Below are 15,931 nucleotides of genomic sequence, written 5' to 3'. Positions count from 1 at the left end.
TTCCGGCTGTCTGTGCGCCGCCAGGGACTCGAACCCCGGACCCGCTGATTAAGAGTCAGCTGCTCTAACCAACTGAGCTAGCGGCGCCTGCTGACAGAGAAGACTCTAGCAGCGCGTCGCGGTCCGGCCAAAATCGAATACCCGCACCTCCCGGGCCCCGCGCCCGGCGGGCGGGCTCAGAGCGCGTCGACCGGCTCGCGGGCCGCCCGGACGCAGGCCCACAGGACGACGGAGGCCCCCGGCAGCCACGGCTCCCGGCTCTCCGGGGCCACGATCCACCGCCCCCGGCCGTGCCCCGACGCGTCCGGGCCGCCGTCGGCCGCCCGCTGCACCGGCGGCACCGTCACCGTGTCGCCCTTGCCGTGGCAGAGCAGCGGGGGCACGTCCCGGGCCCACTCCTCCCAGGCCAGCAGCCGGCGCAGCCTGGGCGCCGCCCCCGGCTGCACGAACAGCAGGGTGCGCCCCCGGACGACCGCCACCGGCCCGCAGCCGGGACCGGAGGCCCACAGCTCGTCCAGGACCCGGCGGCCGAACAGCGCCGGCATGCTGATCACGTCGAAGGCCCGGCCGCAGGGCAGCACCGAGGGCGCCCAGGGGCGGGACTCCCACAGGGCGCGCATGCTGCGCGGGTACTCGCTGGCGGAGGCGAGCCAGGCCTCTCCGGCCGCCGTCACGTGCTCCACCGACTGATTGGTCCAGATGTCCACGCACAGCAGAGTGGGGCGTCCGGGGCGCGTCCGGGAGGGAAAGCGTGGTTCGCCGGACAGCGGGGCGGGCGGGGGCGTACCCTTCCGCGTCCTCCGGCATATGCCAGGGGCGACGGAGCCGCGGGGGAACCGGCCGGGGGCGCCTCCGGCCGGGATCAGTCCTCGTGCCGACGGGGGCTGAGCAGGGTGCGCCCGTACTCGACCATCTTGGCCGCGTAGTCCGGCGTCCAGTCCGCCCGGTCCGCGATCTCGGCCTCGGACAGCGCGTCGAACCGGCGCGGGTCCGCCAGCTGCGCGGCCGCGACCGCCTGGAAGTCGGTGGCCCGCTCGGCGGCCGCCCGGAAGGCCAGCGCCAGCTCGGTGGAGCGGCGCAGCAGCTCGGCCGGGTCGTCGATCGACTCCAGGTCGAAGAAACGCTCCGGCTCCGGTTCGTCGGCCTGCGGCTCGAACAGCAGCTGCGCCGGGCGCTGCCGTCGGCCGGACGCCGTACCGGCGCCCGTGCCGGGACCGGCCGGCGCGGCGGGGCCGCTCGGGTCGGACGCCTGCGCATGGGAGTCGGGCATGGACGGACACCTCCGGGTGCTCGATGGGGGCGGGCGACGGCTGCTCGGGCCGGCGTCGCCCGGTCGTGGCCGTCGTCCATTGTCTCGCGGCGGCGGCCGGTAACGGAACGGTGCGCGTCCGGGCGCTATTCCCGCCCGGCGCGCCGGGGGCGCACGTCGGCCGGACCGGCCCGCCGCGCGCCGGCCCGGTCCCGCGCACGCCCCTGCCGCCCGTGGGCCGGGGCCCTCAGGGCCGGCCCAGCCGCACCCGGTGCCCGGACAGGTGGTGCAGCACCCGGTGGTTGGCCTCCCAGCCGTCGGGGAACGCCACCGGGACGTTCAACTGCACCGGCTCGGTGGCCGGATGCTCGTCCAGCAGCTCCGCGATCCCGGCCCGGGCCACCACGATGCAGGCGTGCCGGTGCCGGGAGGCCAGCACGCAGAGCCGGCCGGTCTCCAGGTGGAACGCGGTCGCGTCCGGCCGCCCCGACAGCGGGTGCAGCACCACCGTGACGTCGTACTCGCGCCCCTGCAGCCGGTTGGCGGTGTCCACCGTCACCGCGGGCCCGGCCGTCGGGTCCACCGGCACCCCCGCCTTGACCAGTGCCGCCCGTACCGCCGCCGCCTGGTCCCGGTGCGCGGTGCCGACCGCGACCCGGTCCGCGGTGAGCGGGGCCGACCCCTGCTCGGAGTGCGCCGTCAGCCCGCGGTCCAGCAGCCGGCGCACGGTGGCCGCGACGGCCGCCACCGCCTGCGGATCGGTGCGCACGGTGTGCCGGGCGGGCAGCTCCAGCAGCGCCCAGCCGTGCTCGGTGGCCCGGTCGATCGCGGCGTCCACCGCGGAGCCGTCCGGCCGCACCGAGGCCGTCATCGAACGGTCCCCGGGGCCGGTGCCGGAGCGGAACGGCGTGAACGGGTAGAACGCCCCGGAGATCAGCGGCGCCGCACTGGCCGGCAGCCGCCAGGACACCGGCAGCCGGTGCGGCTCGATCTGCGGGTTGTGCGCCAGCAGGGTGACCACCGCGCTGCTCGACGGGTCGTACGACAGGCCCGCCCACTGCTCGGTGCCCACCACGGTGAACGGGTCCAGCTGGCCCGGGTCGCCGACGAACAGGGCCCGCTCGAACAGCCGGGCCACCGCCAGCAGCGCGTCCGAGCGCATCTGGTACGCCTCGTCGACGATCGCGTGCCGCCACGGCTGCTCGGCCCGCACCCACTGCCACTTGGCCGAGGTGGAGATCACCACGTCCAGCCCGGCCAGCTCGGCGACCTTGTCCGAGGGCGTGACATTGGCGTGCCGCAGCACCTCGGGACCGGGGCGCGCGTCGGCCGCGTGCAGCCGGCCGATCGTCAGATCCGGCGCCTTGACGGCCAGCCGGTCGACCAGGTCGTCCACCTGGCCGTTGGTCTGGGCGACGATCATCAGCCGCTCACCGGCCCCGACCAGCTCCCGGGCGGCCCGCACCACCAGGGTCGACTTGCCGGCCCCGGGCGGCGAGTCCACCACCACGCCGCGCGGCGCGCCGACGGCCGGCCGGACGGTCGCCTCCAGGATCCGCGCCACCGCGGCGTCGGCGGCCGCGCCGGGGCTCTGGCCGGCGCCCTGGCCGTCAGTCGGGCCGGGGGGCGGGCCGGGATTCGGACCCGGGTCCTGCTCGGTGCTCATCGGGCGGATCACTCCCAGTCCTCGGCGGCGCCGGCCACGGCCGGCAGCACGGTGACGACGGCACCGGGCGGGCCGCCGTGCGTCCACGGCGTGTCGTCCGGCTCGGGCAGCGGCGCGGCCTGCCGGACCGTCAGTTCGAACAGCGTGAAGGTGACCCGCTCGCCCGGCTCGGGCAGGCTCCCCGGCTCGGGCTCCTTCCTGCGCCCCATGCCGGACAGCACCCGCACGGTGATGGTGCCCCCCTCGGGGTCGGCCGCCGCGATCACGGCCTTCTGCGCCGGGCCCGCCGCGGCCTCCGGAGCCGCCGGCTCACGGACCCGGTGCACCTCGCGGCCCAGGTCGGCGTGCGGGCGGTCGTCGGTGCGCACGGTGACCAGCGGGCGCGGCTTGGGGGAGCGGCCGGTGGTGTCGTAGTCCGGCACCACCTCGGTCACCACCCCGCTGAACGCCTCCCCGGCCAGCCGGTGCTCGGCCATCGCCAGCGGATCGTCCAGCGCCTCCTGGACGTCCAGCCGGGCCTGCTCGCGCTCGCGCTGGGCGAGCTTGCGGGCGGCCGTCACGGCGTCGTCGATCCGCGGCTGCGGCGGCTCGCCGGCCGCCAGCCGGTCCCGGTGGCCGGTGTACGACCAGCGGTCGCCGGTCCAGCGCTCGGGCAGATGGCCGGCCGGGGGCAGCGCGCGCAGCAGGTCCAGGCCGTGCCAGACGTCGTACCAGGTCGGCAGCAGCTCCTCGCGCAGCACGGTGCGCAACTGGTGGACGGAGACCCGCACGGCCTCCCGGGCCGCCCCGGCGTCCGCGCCCCCGGGGCCACCGGGGGCGTCGGCCTCGCGCAGCGCCGCCGCGGCCGCGTCGTAGCGGGCGATCGCCGGGGCGAGCACCTTGGCGTCGAACACCGGGTCGGTGGTCGGACCGGCCGGCGGATGGAGCAGTCGGCCCTCCCCGCCGCGCCCGGTCTCGGCCAGCTCGGCCGCCTCCGCGCCGGTCAGCCCCTCCGGCGGGGAGTGCCAGGCCAGCCGGGCGGCCAGGTGCTGGTCCTCCAGGTGGCTCTGGCCGGTGGCCCAGTGCCGGGCCAGCAGCCCGGTCATCGGCAGCAGCAGGCTGGAACCCGGCACCATCGCCCGCTCGGCGAGGTGGGTCAGCCAGCGCCCGAGCAGCGGCACCCGGGCCGGGGCCGGGAACGGGCCCGGGTCCTCGTCCTCGGCGGTGCGGCGGAACCGCGTCGAGCGGCCCAGCAGCGCCAGGTACCGCAGGCCCCCGCTGTTGGGCACGATCAGCTGCGGGGCGTCCGCGCACAGCTCACGGACCACCGGCGTCTTCTCGCCGCTCTCCGGGTCCTTCTCGGAGCCCTCGATCAGCTCGACCTCGTCGCCGAAGGACTCCAGGTAGGGCAGCAGATCGGCGGCCAGGTCGGCCAGGAACTCCGAGCGCAGCGTGCGGTTGAGCGGCTGCGGCACGATGTGCAGCGCCGGTGCGTCCCGGTCGGTGCCCAGCAGCACCGCCAGCGGCGCGCCGTCCTCACCGGCCGAGGTCAGCGGGACGAGCACCATCGGGCGCTCGGAGAGGTGCCGGTGGCGGACGGTGGCCAGCGGTTCGGCCCGGCCGCTGCGCACGGCCTCCAGCCGGGCCAGGGTGGACAGCAGGCTCACCGTTCGGCCCCCGCACCGGCCGGTGCGGGACGGCCGAGCGCCTCGGCGCGCAGCGCGGCGGCGTAGGCCAGCCGGGCGGCGGCCTCGTCGGCCCCGTCGCCGTCCCCGTCCTCCTCGGTGCCGGCACCGGTGCCGGCACCGGCCGCGCCGCGCGGACCGGTCCGGGCGACGTCCAGCGCCTCCCGCACCGTGCGGATGCTGCCCAGCTCGCCCCGCACCCCCCGGCCGAGCTGCTCGACCCGGTCCCCGCAGCGGGCCTGGGCGCGGCAGTGGAAGCCGAGCTCGCAGGTGGACAGGCAGTCCGGGCTGTACGCGGCGGGCACCGTCCCGACCGTCTTCTCCAGCTCCTCGGCCGACCTGACGGGGATGCCGTGCGGATCGGGGGAGAGGTCGAAGTCCGCGCCCGGCGGCAGCACCGCCAGCAGCCGCTCGATGCCGGTCATCCGGCTCAGCTGCCGGCGGGTGGTGGCCAGTTCGCGGCGCACGTCCACCGGCACGGCGGTCGGGCGGCTGCCGAAGTCCTCCGGGCAGACCAGCAGCACGCTGGTGCGGGGGCTGCCCGGCAGCCGCTGCTCGGCGTACGGGTCCGGGTCCACCGCCTGCCCGGCCAGCGCGGCGGCGGCCTCCTGGAGGGCCAGCACGTAGACGGCGGCCTGCCGGGCGGCGGCGCCGACCTTGCCCGGGTCCGCCGTGCCGTCCAGCACCGGGAAGGACTTGATCTCCACGACCGTGCAGCGGCCGCCGTGCACCACGACGGCGTCCGGCTCCAGGTAGGCGGTCGAGCCCGCCACCTCCAGCCGCAGCATCGGATGGTCGAGGAGCGTCCAGGCGTGCTCCTCGGCGGCGGCCTCCGCGAGCGCGGCCGCCGTACGGTCGGCCCGGACCGCCGGGCCGGAGGAGCGGAGCAGGTCCGGCACGAGCAGCGGGCCGCCCTCGTCGGACATGCCGAGCCGGCGGCGCAGCGGCTCCAGCAGCGCCGCGTAGCCGTCCTCCTTCAGCCGGGCCTCGAACACGACGCCGCGCGCCAGCGCGAACGGCGACCGGCCGAAGGGGGCGGGGCGGCCGAGCCGGGCGGCCAGCGCCGACTTGTCCACCCCGGCGGCGTCCAGTACGGCGCGGCGGTGGCATCCCGGATTGGCGGCCAGGGCGGCGAGGGCACGGGCGTTCAGACTGCGCTGCGGCGCCGGTCCGCGCAGCTCGGCGAGCCGCTGTGCGAGCGGCTCCGCCGGCCCGCGGAGCGGGGCGTTCGTCGAGACGTTCATGGTGCGGCCCAGTGTCGCATCCGGCTCCGACAATCCGCCCCGAACCGGCCGTTGGCGGCGAATCCGCAGGTGCCGGACCCGTCCCGGCCCCGCCCGTCCGCCCCGCCCGGCCCCGCGGGGAGCCGGAGGCCGCGATCGTGCGCGGCCGGCCGGTGGGGGATCATGGAGGCCGGTGCTCGCTGGCGAGGCCGACCGTTGACACCGCCCCGAGCGCGAGGAGCCTGCCCATGCCCGCCCGCATCCTGCTGGTCCGCCACGGCGAGACCGACTGGTCGGCCACCGGCCGCCACACCGGCCGCACCGACATCCCGCTGACCGAGGACGGCCGCGCGATGGCCCGCGCGCTCGGCACCCGGCTCGCCGGGGCGCCCTGGAACGGCCTGCCCGACGCCCTCGTCTACACCAGCCCGCTCGACCGGGCCAAGGAGACCTGCGCCCTGGCCGGCTTCGGCGACCGGGCCGTGGACCGCCCCGAACTCCTGGAGTGGGACTACGGCCAGTACGAGGGCCGCACCGGCGCCGACATCCGCGCCACCGACCAGCCCGGCTGGCTGATCTGGCGCGACGGCGTCCCCGGCGGCGAGAAGCTCTCCGAGGTCGCCGCCCGGGTCGACGCGCTGCTCGCCGACCTCAACACCGAGCACGGCGTGCCCGACCCGGACACCACGGTGATGCACTGCGCCGACCGCGACGTGGTGCTCTTCGCGCACGGCCACCTGCTGCGCATCCTGACCGCCCGCTGGCTCGGCCTGCCGCCCGAGTACGCCCAGCGCTTCAAGCTCGGCACCGCCGCGCTCTGCGTGCTGTCCTGGGAGTACGGGGCGCCGGCGGTCGAGCTGTGGAACGACCAGGGCCACCTGGAGACCCTGCAGCACTGACCCGCGACGACCACCGCCCGCCCGACGCTCCGTCGGGCGGGCGGCCGTCCCGCCGGCTGCCCGGCCGGGGTCGCGTCAGGCGGCCGAGGTCGCCGCGCCGTACGCGGCCAGGAACCGCCCCACCTCCGGCACCCGCCGGTGCTCCCGCAGCCGCTGAGCGGTGTCCGCGAGCATGGAGCGGATGCGGGCCGAGCGGACGTCGTCGAACAGCGCGACGGCGGCCGACCCGTGCTCGGCCGCGCCCGCCAGATCCCCCCGGCCGAGCCGGTCGTGGGCGAGTTCGGCGGTGTAGAGCACCCGGTTGCGGACGAAGTGCGGCTGCTGGAGCGCCATGGCCAGCCGGGCGCGCTCGCTGGCCCGGTCCCAGTCCCCGAGCGCGGACCAGCACTGGGCCTGCAACCCGGCGAGTTCGGCGTCGCCGAAGAACGACATCCACTCCGGGTCGTCCTGGCAGGAGCCCTGCTCGAACAGCCCGCGGGCCCGGGTGATCGCCCGCTCGCAGGCGCCGCGGTCCTGCAGCAGCGCCCAGCCGCCGGCCTCGCGCATCGCGAGCAGCGAGAGCAGCCGGGGGGAGCCGAGGTCACGGGCGGCGGACTGCCCGGCCTGGGCGGCGCGCAGCGCCTCGCGGGGCCGGCCGGCGTCCCTGGCGAGGAAGGCGCTGTTGGAGAAGACGTGCGCCTCCAGCGCGGAGTCGCCGGCCATCCGCGCGGTGGCCAGCGCCTCCGCGTAGTACGAGCGGGCGTCCGCGAGCCGGTTCGAGTCGTGCGCCAACCAGCCGACCGAGATGGCCAGTTCACCGGCCCCGGCCTGGAGTCTGCGCTCGGTCTCGGTGGAGTACTCGCAGGCGTCGAGCAGCAGATAGGCCTCCCGCAGCTCGCGGCCGGCCTGTTCGAACAGGGCGTCGGCGCCGTGCGCGTCGTCGGCCAGCCGGATGTCCCGGACGGCCTGCTCCACGCCGAGCACCTCGGCCGAGCCGACCTTGCGGGGCGGCGGGACGGGGCCGGGGCGGCCGGGCAGGACGGTGCTGCCCGGAGCCGGACAGGGAGCGGCCGCGCCGTGGGGGGCGGGGGCCGCGGCGGCCGGGCCCGGCCGGTCGATGCCGATCACGGAGGCCAGCGCGGCAGGGCCGCCGGCCAGGAACGTACGGCGACGCACGTCGTCGTTCTCCTCGTCACAGGGGTGCGGTTCGTCGGGCCCCCGGGGCGCCGTCGCGAACCTCGGCACCGGGGCCCCGACCGGTGGGGGTGGTTCCGCGTACGGCGAGGCAGCGTACGGGAGTTGGGTGGAGAGCGGCGAGCGAGGGGCGGGCGGCGGAGGGAACGCCGGGTGGAAGGGCGGCGGCGCCCCGCCGTCCCGGCCGTTTCCGCCCCCGCCGCCGTTTCCCCCGCCGTATCCCCCGCCGCTCCCGCCCCCGCTCCCGCCCCCGCTGCCGTCCGCCGGGCGGCGGCGGACGGCGGTGCGGGGGGCGAAGCCGAGGTCGGTGAGCGAGCGGTCCGGCCACATGTGCCGGAACACCCGCTCGTACGCGTAGTTGGGGCACCGGATCTCGCCGGACTCGACCCGCCCGACGTACCGGGCGTCGCAGGAGACGTGCTCGCCGATCTCACGGGCCGCCCGGCGCACCGCGACGGCGAACTCGCCCGGAGAGCGGTCGCCGCGCAGGGCGCGCATCGCGGTGTTGGGCGACGGGCGGTTCGGCTCGGCCGGTGGGGTGGCTGCCATGGTGCGCTCCGTGGTGGTGCGGGTGGTGGTGCGGGGTCGGGCGGCGGGACGGCGGGGCGTTCGGCCACGGATGGTTCCGGTGGGGCCCGGTGGACGGCCGGGCGCGGCACGACAGTACCGGGAGTCACCGCCCGGCCACAGCGGGTTCACGGGCGATGTGCTGCCAAAGACGGGCAAACCGGTCATAGTTACCGGGATCCGCCATGAAATGCCATGCCTTGCTGTAGAGCGCCCCGTGGCCTGCGGCGCGCACCCGGCGTTGTCCTGGTACACGGAAGTCCCCACCGCCGTCCCCCGCCGCGTCCCTGGCGGCACCCCCACCCCGGCGGCACGGCTTCCGGTCCCGACGAGGTGACAGGAGGGCCCATGCCGGCCACTGGAGTACCGCAGTTCCGCCGTCTTGCCGTCGGCGGGGTGCTCGACGGAGCGGCCCCCGCCCTGCTGCCCGAGTCGGCCGACGACCGCGGCCCCGACCGCTCCCCGTCCGGCGGCGGCCCCTCCCGCCGCCCGCGCGTCCACGCGGAACCCGTCCTCGTCGCCACCTTCGACACCGTGACCGTCGCCCTGCGGCACGGCCTGGAGGCGGTCGACATCCTGCGGCTGCGCCGGGCCTGCGGCGCGGTGCTGCAGAGCCGCAACGGCGCCACCGTCTCCTTCCTCGTCCCGGCCGGCACCTCGGAGTCCTGGCACCTGCCCGGCAGCTCCTGTACCGCCGGCGCCCGGCTGCTGCCCGCCACCGACCCGCGCTGGGTGATGCCCCCGGCGGGCGCCGACTGCGCCGCCCGCCCCACCGACCCCTGGGTCCTCCGCTCGGCCCTGTGCGAGGCCGCCTGCACCCTCACCGCGGGCGGCCTCGGACCGTTCTGACCCCCGCCGCCGCCCCGTCCTGCCGTCCTGCCGACGTTGCGCCCGCCTGCGCCCCCACCCGCTGAGCTGCGGGGCTCTCCCGGGCGGCGGCGATAATGGCGGTCATGGGACGAAGCAACCGAGCCGGCCGCGCCGCGGACCGCAGCCGCACCGCCGCGGAGAGCGGCCCGGCCGCCGCCACCGGCCCCGGCGGCCGCACCCACGCCCAGGGCCCGCTCACCCGGGCCGTCGATTCCGGGCTCGCCGAACTCCGCCCCGACCGCGACCGCCCCGCCGCCTGGTCGCTGCTGATCGACGGCGCGCCGCAGTCCCTGGTCGACCTCGCCGACCCCGCCCACCTGGGCTTCGAGTACCAGCGCCGGCTCGGCCACCTCGTCGACCTGGTCGCCCCGCCCGGCCGCCCGCTCACCGTGCTCCACCTCGGCGGCGGCGCCCTCACCCTGGCCCGCTACGTCGCCGCCACCCGCCCGCGCTCGCGCCAGCAGGTCGCCGAGATCGACACCGCGCTCACCGAACTGGTCCGCGCCGAACTCCCGCTGGAACGCGGCTGGCAGGTCAAGGTGCGCGGCGCGGACGCCCGCGCGCTGCTGGAGCGCACCCCCGAGGGCACCGTCGACCTGGTGATCGCCGACGTCTTCTCCGGCGCCCGGGTGCCCGCCCACTGCACCACCGTCGAGTTCACCGCGCTGGCCGCCCGGGCCCTCGCCCCCGGCGGCTGGTACGCCGTCAACATCGCCGACGGCTCCGCCCTGCCGTTCGCCCGCTCCCAGGTGGCCACCCTCGGCGCGGTCTTCCCCGAACTCTGCCTGGTCGCGGACCCGGCGGTGCTGCGCGGCAAGCGCTTCGGCAACCTCGTCCTGGCCGCCGCGCACACCCCGCTCCCGCTGGCCGAACTGACCCGCCGGGTGGCCTCCGACGCCGCCCACGGCCGGGTCGAACACGGCCGTGCCCTGGCCGACTTCGCCGCCGGCGCCGCCCCGGCCACCGACGCCACCGCCACCCCGTCCCCCACCCCGCCCCCGGGGGTCTTCCGCTAGGCCGGCTTCCGTTGCAGCATGTCCGGATCCCGGACGAACCGACCAGGAGGAGCCCCCGCATGCTGATCCGACCGGCCCGGCCGAGCGAGGCGGCGGCGCTCAGCGCCCTCGCCCTGCGGTCCAAGGCGCACTGGGGCTACGACGCGGCGTTCATCGAGGCCTGCCGGGCCGAACTCACCCTCGACCCCGGGCGCATCGAGCCCGACCGCACGGCCGTCGCCGAGGACGGCGACGGCCGGGTGCTGGGCTTCATCACCCTCACCGGAGCGCCCCCGCGGGGCGCGCTGGGCATGCTGTTCGTCGAACCGGCCGTCATCGGCAGCGGCATCGGCCGCCGCCTGGTGGAGCACCTGCGGGCCGAGGCCACGGCCCTCGGCTTCGACCGGATCACCGTCGAGGCCGATCCGAACGCCGAGCCCTTCTACCGGGCCATGGGCGCCGTCCGCACCGGTACGGCCCCCTCCGGCTCCATCCCCGGCCGGGAACTGCCGTTTCTCACCATGGACTTGACCGCTACTTCCTAGGGCGGGACCTGTGGGCCGGAAGGGCCCGTCCGCGCACCCCGGTGCCACGGGCTCGTCCTCCCCGGCCCCGCGGGGGCGCTTCCCGGGGGCCGGCCCCGCTCAGTGGCCCTTCGGCAGGCCCCGGTGCTTGTACATCGCGGCGCCGGTCAGCAACAGCCCGGCCGTGATGGGGGCGAGGACGGCGGTCGCGGTGCCGGCGGTGTCGTGGGCGACGGTGACGGCGGCCGTCCCGGTCGCGGTCCCGGTGAGCGTCACCGGCGGGTCGAGCGCCGGGACGCCGGGCGTGGTGGGCCGGTGCTCCCGTCCGTCCGTCCGCCCGCTCCCGCCGCCCACGGCGGCGCCGTGCCCGGCCGCGGGGTGCGCGGAGGGGCCCGGCGCGGCGGGGGGCGGCGGCGGGGCGGCGGGACCGTGCGGGGCGCCGCCCGGCCGGGAAGGACGGCCGTCGCCGGGCCGGGCGGAGGGGTCCGACGGCCCGTCGGGCGCCTCGCCCCGGGTCGCGCGTGCCTCGACCGGGCGGACCTGGGCGGGCGCGGCGCCCAGCAGCTCCTGCACCTCGGGGGCGAACGCGTCCGGCACGGCGGCCCGCTGCCCCGGCAGGGGGAGGCCGCCGGCTCTGATCACCTCCTGGAGCGCACTGCCGATCGAGGAGGTCGCGGCGTCCGGCTCCAGCACGAGGACGTCCGTCGCGACCCCCGGGACGGCGCCCGCCAGTCCGTCCAGCAGTCCGCCGGCCGGGTCCCCGCCTGCGGCCGCGTCGTCGGTCAGCGCCCGGCCGACGGTCCGGCCGGCCGGCTCCGGGAGGCCTTCGGTGCCGGCCGCGCAGGAGGCGGGGGCGCCGAACCCCCAGAGCTGCGCGAGCAGCGCCCCGCCCGCCGCGACGGCCCGCGGCCGGGGCAGCCACCGCCGGACCGTCCGCCGGGCCGCTCGCCACCCGCCGCCGACGGTCCGTCGGACGGGATCCGGGCCCCTGGTCGCGTGATTGGCTCGCACGTGAATCGAGAACGAGCGGGCGGACCGTGAGGACACGGACGGTCGTCGCGGACGGCCGCTACGGACCGCTGCCACGGACCGTCCGCCGCACCCCGCTCAGGAGTTGGGGCGCAGCGTCCAGACGACCGTCATGACGCCGGTCACCGCGCCGTCGGCCCGGGTGATCTCGACGGTCACCGGGAACTCCGGGCGCTCGCCCCGGTCGAGCTCGGCGACGATGTCGGCGGCCGGCCGGCCCAGCACGGCGGTGGCCGTGACGGCGCCCATCGCGAGCTTCTTGTAGGCGATCTCGGCGCTCACCGCGAGCGGCACCGCGCGGGAGAGCTGGTCGCCGAAGGCGCCCAGCACGATGCAGCCGCTGGCCGACTCGGCGAGGGTGAACATCGCGCCGGCGTGCGGGCCGCCCACGTGGTTGTGGTACTCGGGCTGGTCGGGCAGCCGGAGCACGGCGCGCTCCGGGGTGGTCTCCAGGTACTCGAGCTTGAGGGTCCGGGCCATCGGGACGGTGGAGTCGAGCAGCTGGCCGATCGAAGCAGTGGTCATGGCGGCAACGTTACTAGCCGGTAGCTTCCGGCGGCAGACCCGCGGCCGGGGAAAGGGGCGAGACGCGGACCACGGTGCGACGCATGCCACACCACCCCCGCCCGGCCGCCGCCGATATGAGGGAGCGCGAAAAAGCCCGAAGGGCCGGTCCCTTGACGAGACCGGCCCTTCGGGGCGATGGGGTGAGTGACGGGACTCGAACCCGCGGCCACCTGGACCACAACCAGGTGCTCTACCAACTGAGCTACACCCACCATCTGTCCGGACCGTTCCCGCTCTTCGGCGTTCCCGCTCCGACAAGAAGAACTCTACAGGATCCGAGAGGGTGCTCGCGCCAGGGTTTCGGTCCCCGGGCGCGAGCACCTCGGCCGCCCCGGGACTCAGCCCGCCGGCGGCTGGTACTTCTCGGCGATCGCGCGCGCGGTGTCGGTGTCCGGGCCCGGCTGCGCGACGAACACCGCCTCGCGGTAGTAGCGCAGTTCGTCGATGCTCTCGCGGATGTCGGCGAGAGCGCGGTGGTTCCCGCCCTTCGGGGGGCTGTTGTAGTACGCCTTCGGGTACCAGCGCCGGGCCAGTTCCTTGATCGAGGAGACGTCCACGATCCGGTAGTGCAGGTGGCCCTCCAGCGCGGGCATGTCCCGGCTCAGGAACCCGCGGTCGGTGGCCACCGAGTTCCCGCACAGCGGCGTGCGCCCGGCCTCCGGCACGTGCTCGCGCACGTACGCGAGGACCATCGCCTCCGCCTCGGCCAGCGTGACCCCGTGCTCCAGCTCCTCCAGCAGCCCGGAGGCGGTGTGCATCTCCCGCACCACCTCGGGCATGTTCGCCAGCGCCTCGGCGGGCGGGCGGATGATGACGTCCACACCCTCGCCGAGGATGTTCAGCTCCGAGTCCGTCACCAGCGCCGCGACCTCGACCAGGGCGTCCCGGTCGAGGTCGAGGCCTGTCATTTCACAGTCGATCCATACCAAACGGTCATTCACGCCACTCACCCTACGGCGCGATCCCGCGCCGCGGGCACCGATGGAGCCGAGCGCGGCGCCGGGGCGCGGCCCTCGGAGCCGTGCTGGTCCTGGGGGTGGCCGTCGGTCTCCCGGGCGTCGCGCACCTCCCGGGCCTCCCGAACCTCACGGCCGGGGTGGCCGGCGGGGTGCGCCGGGCGGGCGTCCCGGCCGGGCCGCACCTCCCGGGGCTCCCGGGCCTCCGCCGCGGTGGCGCGGACGCCCGGCGGACGGAGCTGGCCCGCCCGGGCCTGCCGGGCCCGGGCCTCCGCCGACCCGTCCTGCGACCGGTCGGTCGCGCTCCGGTGCCCCTGGCCCTGGCCGCGTGCGCCCGGCTGCGGGACCCCGTCCTCGGCGGCGGCGTGCTCGGCCGTCCTGGGCGGACGGCCCGCGCCCGGCCCCGGCTGCGCCGGAACCAGCGGCGGACGCGCCGGACCGCGGCCCGACCCCGGCTGCCCGGGGTGCGCCTGGTGCCCGGCCGCCTGGTGCGGGTACGGCTGCCCGGCCCGCGCGTGGACGCCCGGCCCGGAGGGCTGCCCGTGCTGGCCGGGGTGCGCGGTGCCAGGCCCGCCCGGGTACCCGGTGGCACCGGCCGGCCCGTGCCCGCCGTGCTGGCCCGGGGCGGACCCGCCCATCGGGCCGACCGCGGCCGGCGACGGAACCGCCCCGGCCGTCCGCAGGTCGCCGCCCCCCGGGGAGGACTGCACCGGGGCGGCCGCTCCGGGCCGCCGGGCCCGGTAGCTCGTCCGGTACGCGGCCGGCGAGACCCCGAGCTGGCGGCGGAAGTGCCCGCGCAGCGCCACCGGCGACCGGAAGCCGCAGCGGCGCGCGACGTCGTCCACCGACAGCTCCGAGGTCTCCAGCAGCCGCTGCGCCTGGAGCACCCGCTGGGTGATCAGCCACTGCAGCGGGGCGCTGCCGGTTAGCGTGCGGAACCGCCGGTCGAAGGTCCGCCGGCTCATGTAGGCGCGGGCCGCCAGCACCTCGACGTCGAACTGCTGGTTGAGGTTCTCCAGGGCCCAGGTCACGACCTCGGCGAGCGGGTCGTTGCCGATCTCCTCAGGTAAAGACTGATCGATGTACTGGGCCTGCCCGCCGCCGCTGCGCCGGCTCGGCACCACCAGCCGGCGGGCGAGCGCGTTGGCCGCCTCGGCGCCGTGGTCGCTGCGGACCACGTGCAGGCAGAGGTCGATCCCGGCGGCGGTGCCGGCCGAGGTGAGAACGTCGCCGTCGTCGACGAACAGCTCGCGCGGGTCGACGTGCACCCGCGGGTAGCGCTTGGCCAGGGTCGGCGCGTACATCCAGTGCGTGGTCGCGGGGCGGCCGTCCAGCAGGCCGGCGGCGGCGAGGACGAAGGCACCGGTGCACAGGCCGATGATCCGCGCGCCCTCGTGGTGCGCCTTGCGCAGCGCGGTGATCGCCTCGACCGGCGGCGGCTGCGAGATCGAGCGCCAGGCCGGGACGACGATGGTGCCGGCCCGGGCCAGCGCCTCCAGCCCGTACGGGGCGGAGAGGGTGAGGCCGCCGGTGGTGGCGAGCGGGCCCTCCTCGCCGGCGCAGACCAGCAGGCGGTAGCGCGGCACCCCGGCGTCCTGCCGGTCGACGCCGAAGACCGAGAGCGGGATCGAGCTCTCGAAGATCGGCGCGCCGCCGAAGATCAGTACGGCGACGGTCTCCCGGCGGCGGCGGCCGGAGAGCTTGCGGGGGGCTGCGGCCATCGCGGGTGCCGAGGAGCCGTTGAGGCCGGCGGCGGATCCGCCGTGGCCACCGGGGCCGCCCGGGCCGCCGGGGCCGTGCATCGACGGGCCGTGGCCGCCGCCGTGTCCTGCGGCGCCGAGGCCGAGCGGTCCGGCGGGGAGTCCGCCGGCGGCCGAGGGGCCGGACAGGCCGGGGAGGGCCGGGCCGAAGCCGCCGCCGGGGGACGCCGGGGCGAAGGACGTGCCGGACGGGGCGGCGGGGAAGGCCGTGAAGCCGCTCTCCGGCCCGCTGTGGCCACCGGGGTACCCGCCGGAATGGCCGGTAACCGACGCCCCGGGGCGGCCGTCCGGGCCGCCGCCGTACCCGCCCGGATGGCTGACGGACGGTCGGCTGACGGGGCGTCCGCCGTGCTCCGGGGTGGCCGGGAAGGATGGGGCACCCGCGGCCGCCGGGGCACCGGAACCGGCCGGGCCGCCCGGGACGGAAGGGCCTCCCGGGGCGGACGGGGCCGCAGGGGAGTAGGAGGGGTACGAGGCGGTGCCGGAGTGACGGGTGTTGGCGGTGGAGGCCTGGGAGACGGTGCTTCTCGCGGAACGACCCGCGATGCCGGTCGCGGCCTGGCCGCTGTCAGGACCCGCGTCGCTCCTGCTCACCCTGCTCAAGGCGCTCAAGCCCCCTCGGTGGTGTGGTGTGGTGGTGCGGCACTGCTGGCCAAGATCGAATCTATCGGGTGGACCGTTGCCGTTGTGACAAGTTCACCATCCGACGCTATGTCGACATGGCAATTTGGCGTGATGCATTCGATCACGAAGCGTGGCACCCGTCGACCCTTCTGGGAAGAGGGTCGG

The 15,931-nt window shown here is 77.2% G+C and carries 13 protein-coding genes, 2 tRNA genes and 1 pseudogene; 4 read left to right on the top strand and 12 right to left on the bottom strand.

Annotation, left to right across the window (positions count from 1 at the left end):
• Positions 1-13: 13 nt before the first annotated feature.
• From ACFU74_RS13840 to ACFU74_RS13815, 6 genes are all read right to left on the bottom strand, one after another.
• A tRNA-Lys gene (locus ACFU74_RS13840) sits at positions 14-87 on the bottom strand.
• 89 nt (positions 88-176) lie between these two features.
• Positions 177-707: a bifunctional DNA primase/polymerase gene (locus ACFU74_RS13835; RefSeq protein ID WP_380756019.1), complete on the bottom strand. Its 531-nt coding sequence runs from the start codon at positions 705-707 to the stop codon at positions 177-179.
• A 155-nt stretch (positions 708-862) separates the two neighbouring features.
• Complete coding sequence (locus tag ACFU74_RS13830) at positions 863-1,270, bottom strand: hypothetical protein (protein WP_380756017.1); 408 nt, start codon at positions 1,268-1,270, stop codon at positions 863-865.
• A 226-nt stretch (positions 1,271-1,496) separates the two neighbouring features.
• Positions 1,497-2,915: an AAA family ATPase gene (locus ACFU74_RS13825; protein WP_380756015.1), complete on the bottom strand. Its 1,419-nt coding sequence runs from the start codon at positions 2,913-2,915 to the stop codon at positions 1,497-1,499.
• A gap of 8 nt (positions 2,916-2,923) precedes the next feature.
• On the bottom strand, positions 2,924-4,561 hold the full coding sequence (locus ACFU74_RS13820; protein WP_380756012.1) for a hypothetical protein: 1,638 nt from the start codon (positions 4,559-4,561) through the stop codon (positions 2,924-2,926).
• Positions 4,558-5,823 carry a hypothetical protein gene (locus tag ACFU74_RS13815; RefSeq protein ID WP_380756010.1) on the bottom strand — a complete coding sequence of 422 codons (1,266 nt, stop codon included), beginning with the start codon at positions 5,821-5,823 and terminating at the stop codon, positions 4,558-4,560. Before ACFU74_RS13815 ends, ACFU74_RS13820 begins: the two co-directional genes overlap by 4 nt.
• A 227-nt stretch (positions 5,824-6,050) precedes the next feature.
• On the opposite strand from ACFU74_RS13815, the gene ACFU74_RS13810 reads away from it, so the two are divergent.
• Positions 6,051-6,701, top strand: coding sequence for a histidine phosphatase family protein (locus tag ACFU74_RS13810; RefSeq protein WP_380756007.1), 651 nt, complete (start codon positions 6,051-6,053; stop codon positions 6,699-6,701).
• A 75-nt stretch (positions 6,702-6,776) separates the two neighbouring features.
• On the opposite strand, the gene ACFU74_RS13805 is transcribed toward ACFU74_RS13810, so the two are convergent.
• The gene (locus ACFU74_RS13805; RefSeq protein ID WP_380756005.1) at positions 6,777-8,423 is read right to left on the bottom strand and encodes a tetratricopeptide repeat protein; all 1,647 of its coding nucleotides are present in this window, start codon (positions 8,421-8,423) and stop codon (positions 6,777-6,779) included.
• Between the two features lie 366 nt (positions 8,424-8,789).
• Here ACFU74_RS13805 and ACFU74_RS13800 point away from each other — a divergent pair, with 366 nt between their 5' ends.
• The 3 genes from ACFU74_RS13800 (at position 8,790) to ACFU74_RS13790 (ending at position 10,851) form a co-directional block, all read left to right on the top strand.
• A complete protein-coding gene (locus tag ACFU74_RS13800) occupies positions 8,790-9,290 on the top strand; it encodes a hypothetical protein (protein ID WP_380756003.1) in 501 nt (166 codons plus the stop codon).
• Positions 9,291-9,394: 104 nt separating this feature from the next.
• Positions 9,395-10,327 (top strand): spermidine synthase, encoded by a 933-nt coding sequence (locus ACFU74_RS13795; protein WP_380756001.1) that lies wholly within the window; start codon positions 9,395-9,397, stop codon positions 10,325-10,327.
• 59 nt (positions 10,328-10,386) lie between these two features.
• Complete coding sequence (locus tag ACFU74_RS13790) at positions 10,387-10,851, top strand: GNAT family N-acetyltransferase (protein ID WP_380755999.1); 465 nt, start codon at positions 10,387-10,389, stop codon at positions 10,849-10,851.
• A 99-nt stretch (positions 10,852-10,950) separates the two neighbouring features.
• Here ACFU74_RS13790 and ACFU74_RS13785 read toward each other — a convergent pair whose 3' ends face one another.
• From ACFU74_RS13785 to ACFU74_RS13765, 5 genes and pseudogenes are all read right to left on the bottom strand, one after another.
• Positions 10,951-11,841, bottom strand: a complete 891-nt coding sequence (locus tag ACFU74_RS13785; RefSeq protein ID WP_380755997.1) for a hypothetical protein — start codon at positions 11,839-11,841, stop codon at positions 10,951-10,953.
• 96 nt (positions 11,842-11,937) lie between these two features.
• On the bottom strand, positions 11,938-12,384 hold the full coding sequence (locus ACFU74_RS13780) for a DUF4442 domain-containing protein (RefSeq protein ID WP_380755995.1): 447 nt from the start codon (positions 12,382-12,384) through the stop codon (positions 11,938-11,940).
• A gap of 178 nt (positions 12,385-12,562) precedes the next feature.
• Positions 12,563-12,638 (bottom strand) — tRNA-His (locus ACFU74_RS13775).
• Positions 12,639-12,764: 126 nt separating this feature from the next.
• Entirely contained in the window at positions 12,765-13,367 is a 603-nt protein-coding gene (gene orn / locus ACFU74_RS13770; protein ID WP_380755994.1) for an oligoribonuclease, read from the bottom strand.
• A 548-nt stretch (positions 13,368-13,915) separates the two neighbouring features.
• A pseudogene (locus ACFU74_RS13765) lies at positions 13,916-15,103 on the bottom strand (helix-turn-helix domain-containing protein); the annotation flags it as partial.
• Positions 15,104-15,931 lie beyond the last annotated feature (828 nt).

The sequence above is a fragment of the Kitasatospora sp. NPDC057500 genome (genome assembly GCF_042802195.1).
GTDB lineage: Bacteria > Actinomycetota > Actinomycetes > Streptomycetales > Streptomycetaceae > Kitasatospora.
This window is presented reverse-complemented; position numbering and strand designations above follow the sequence as displayed.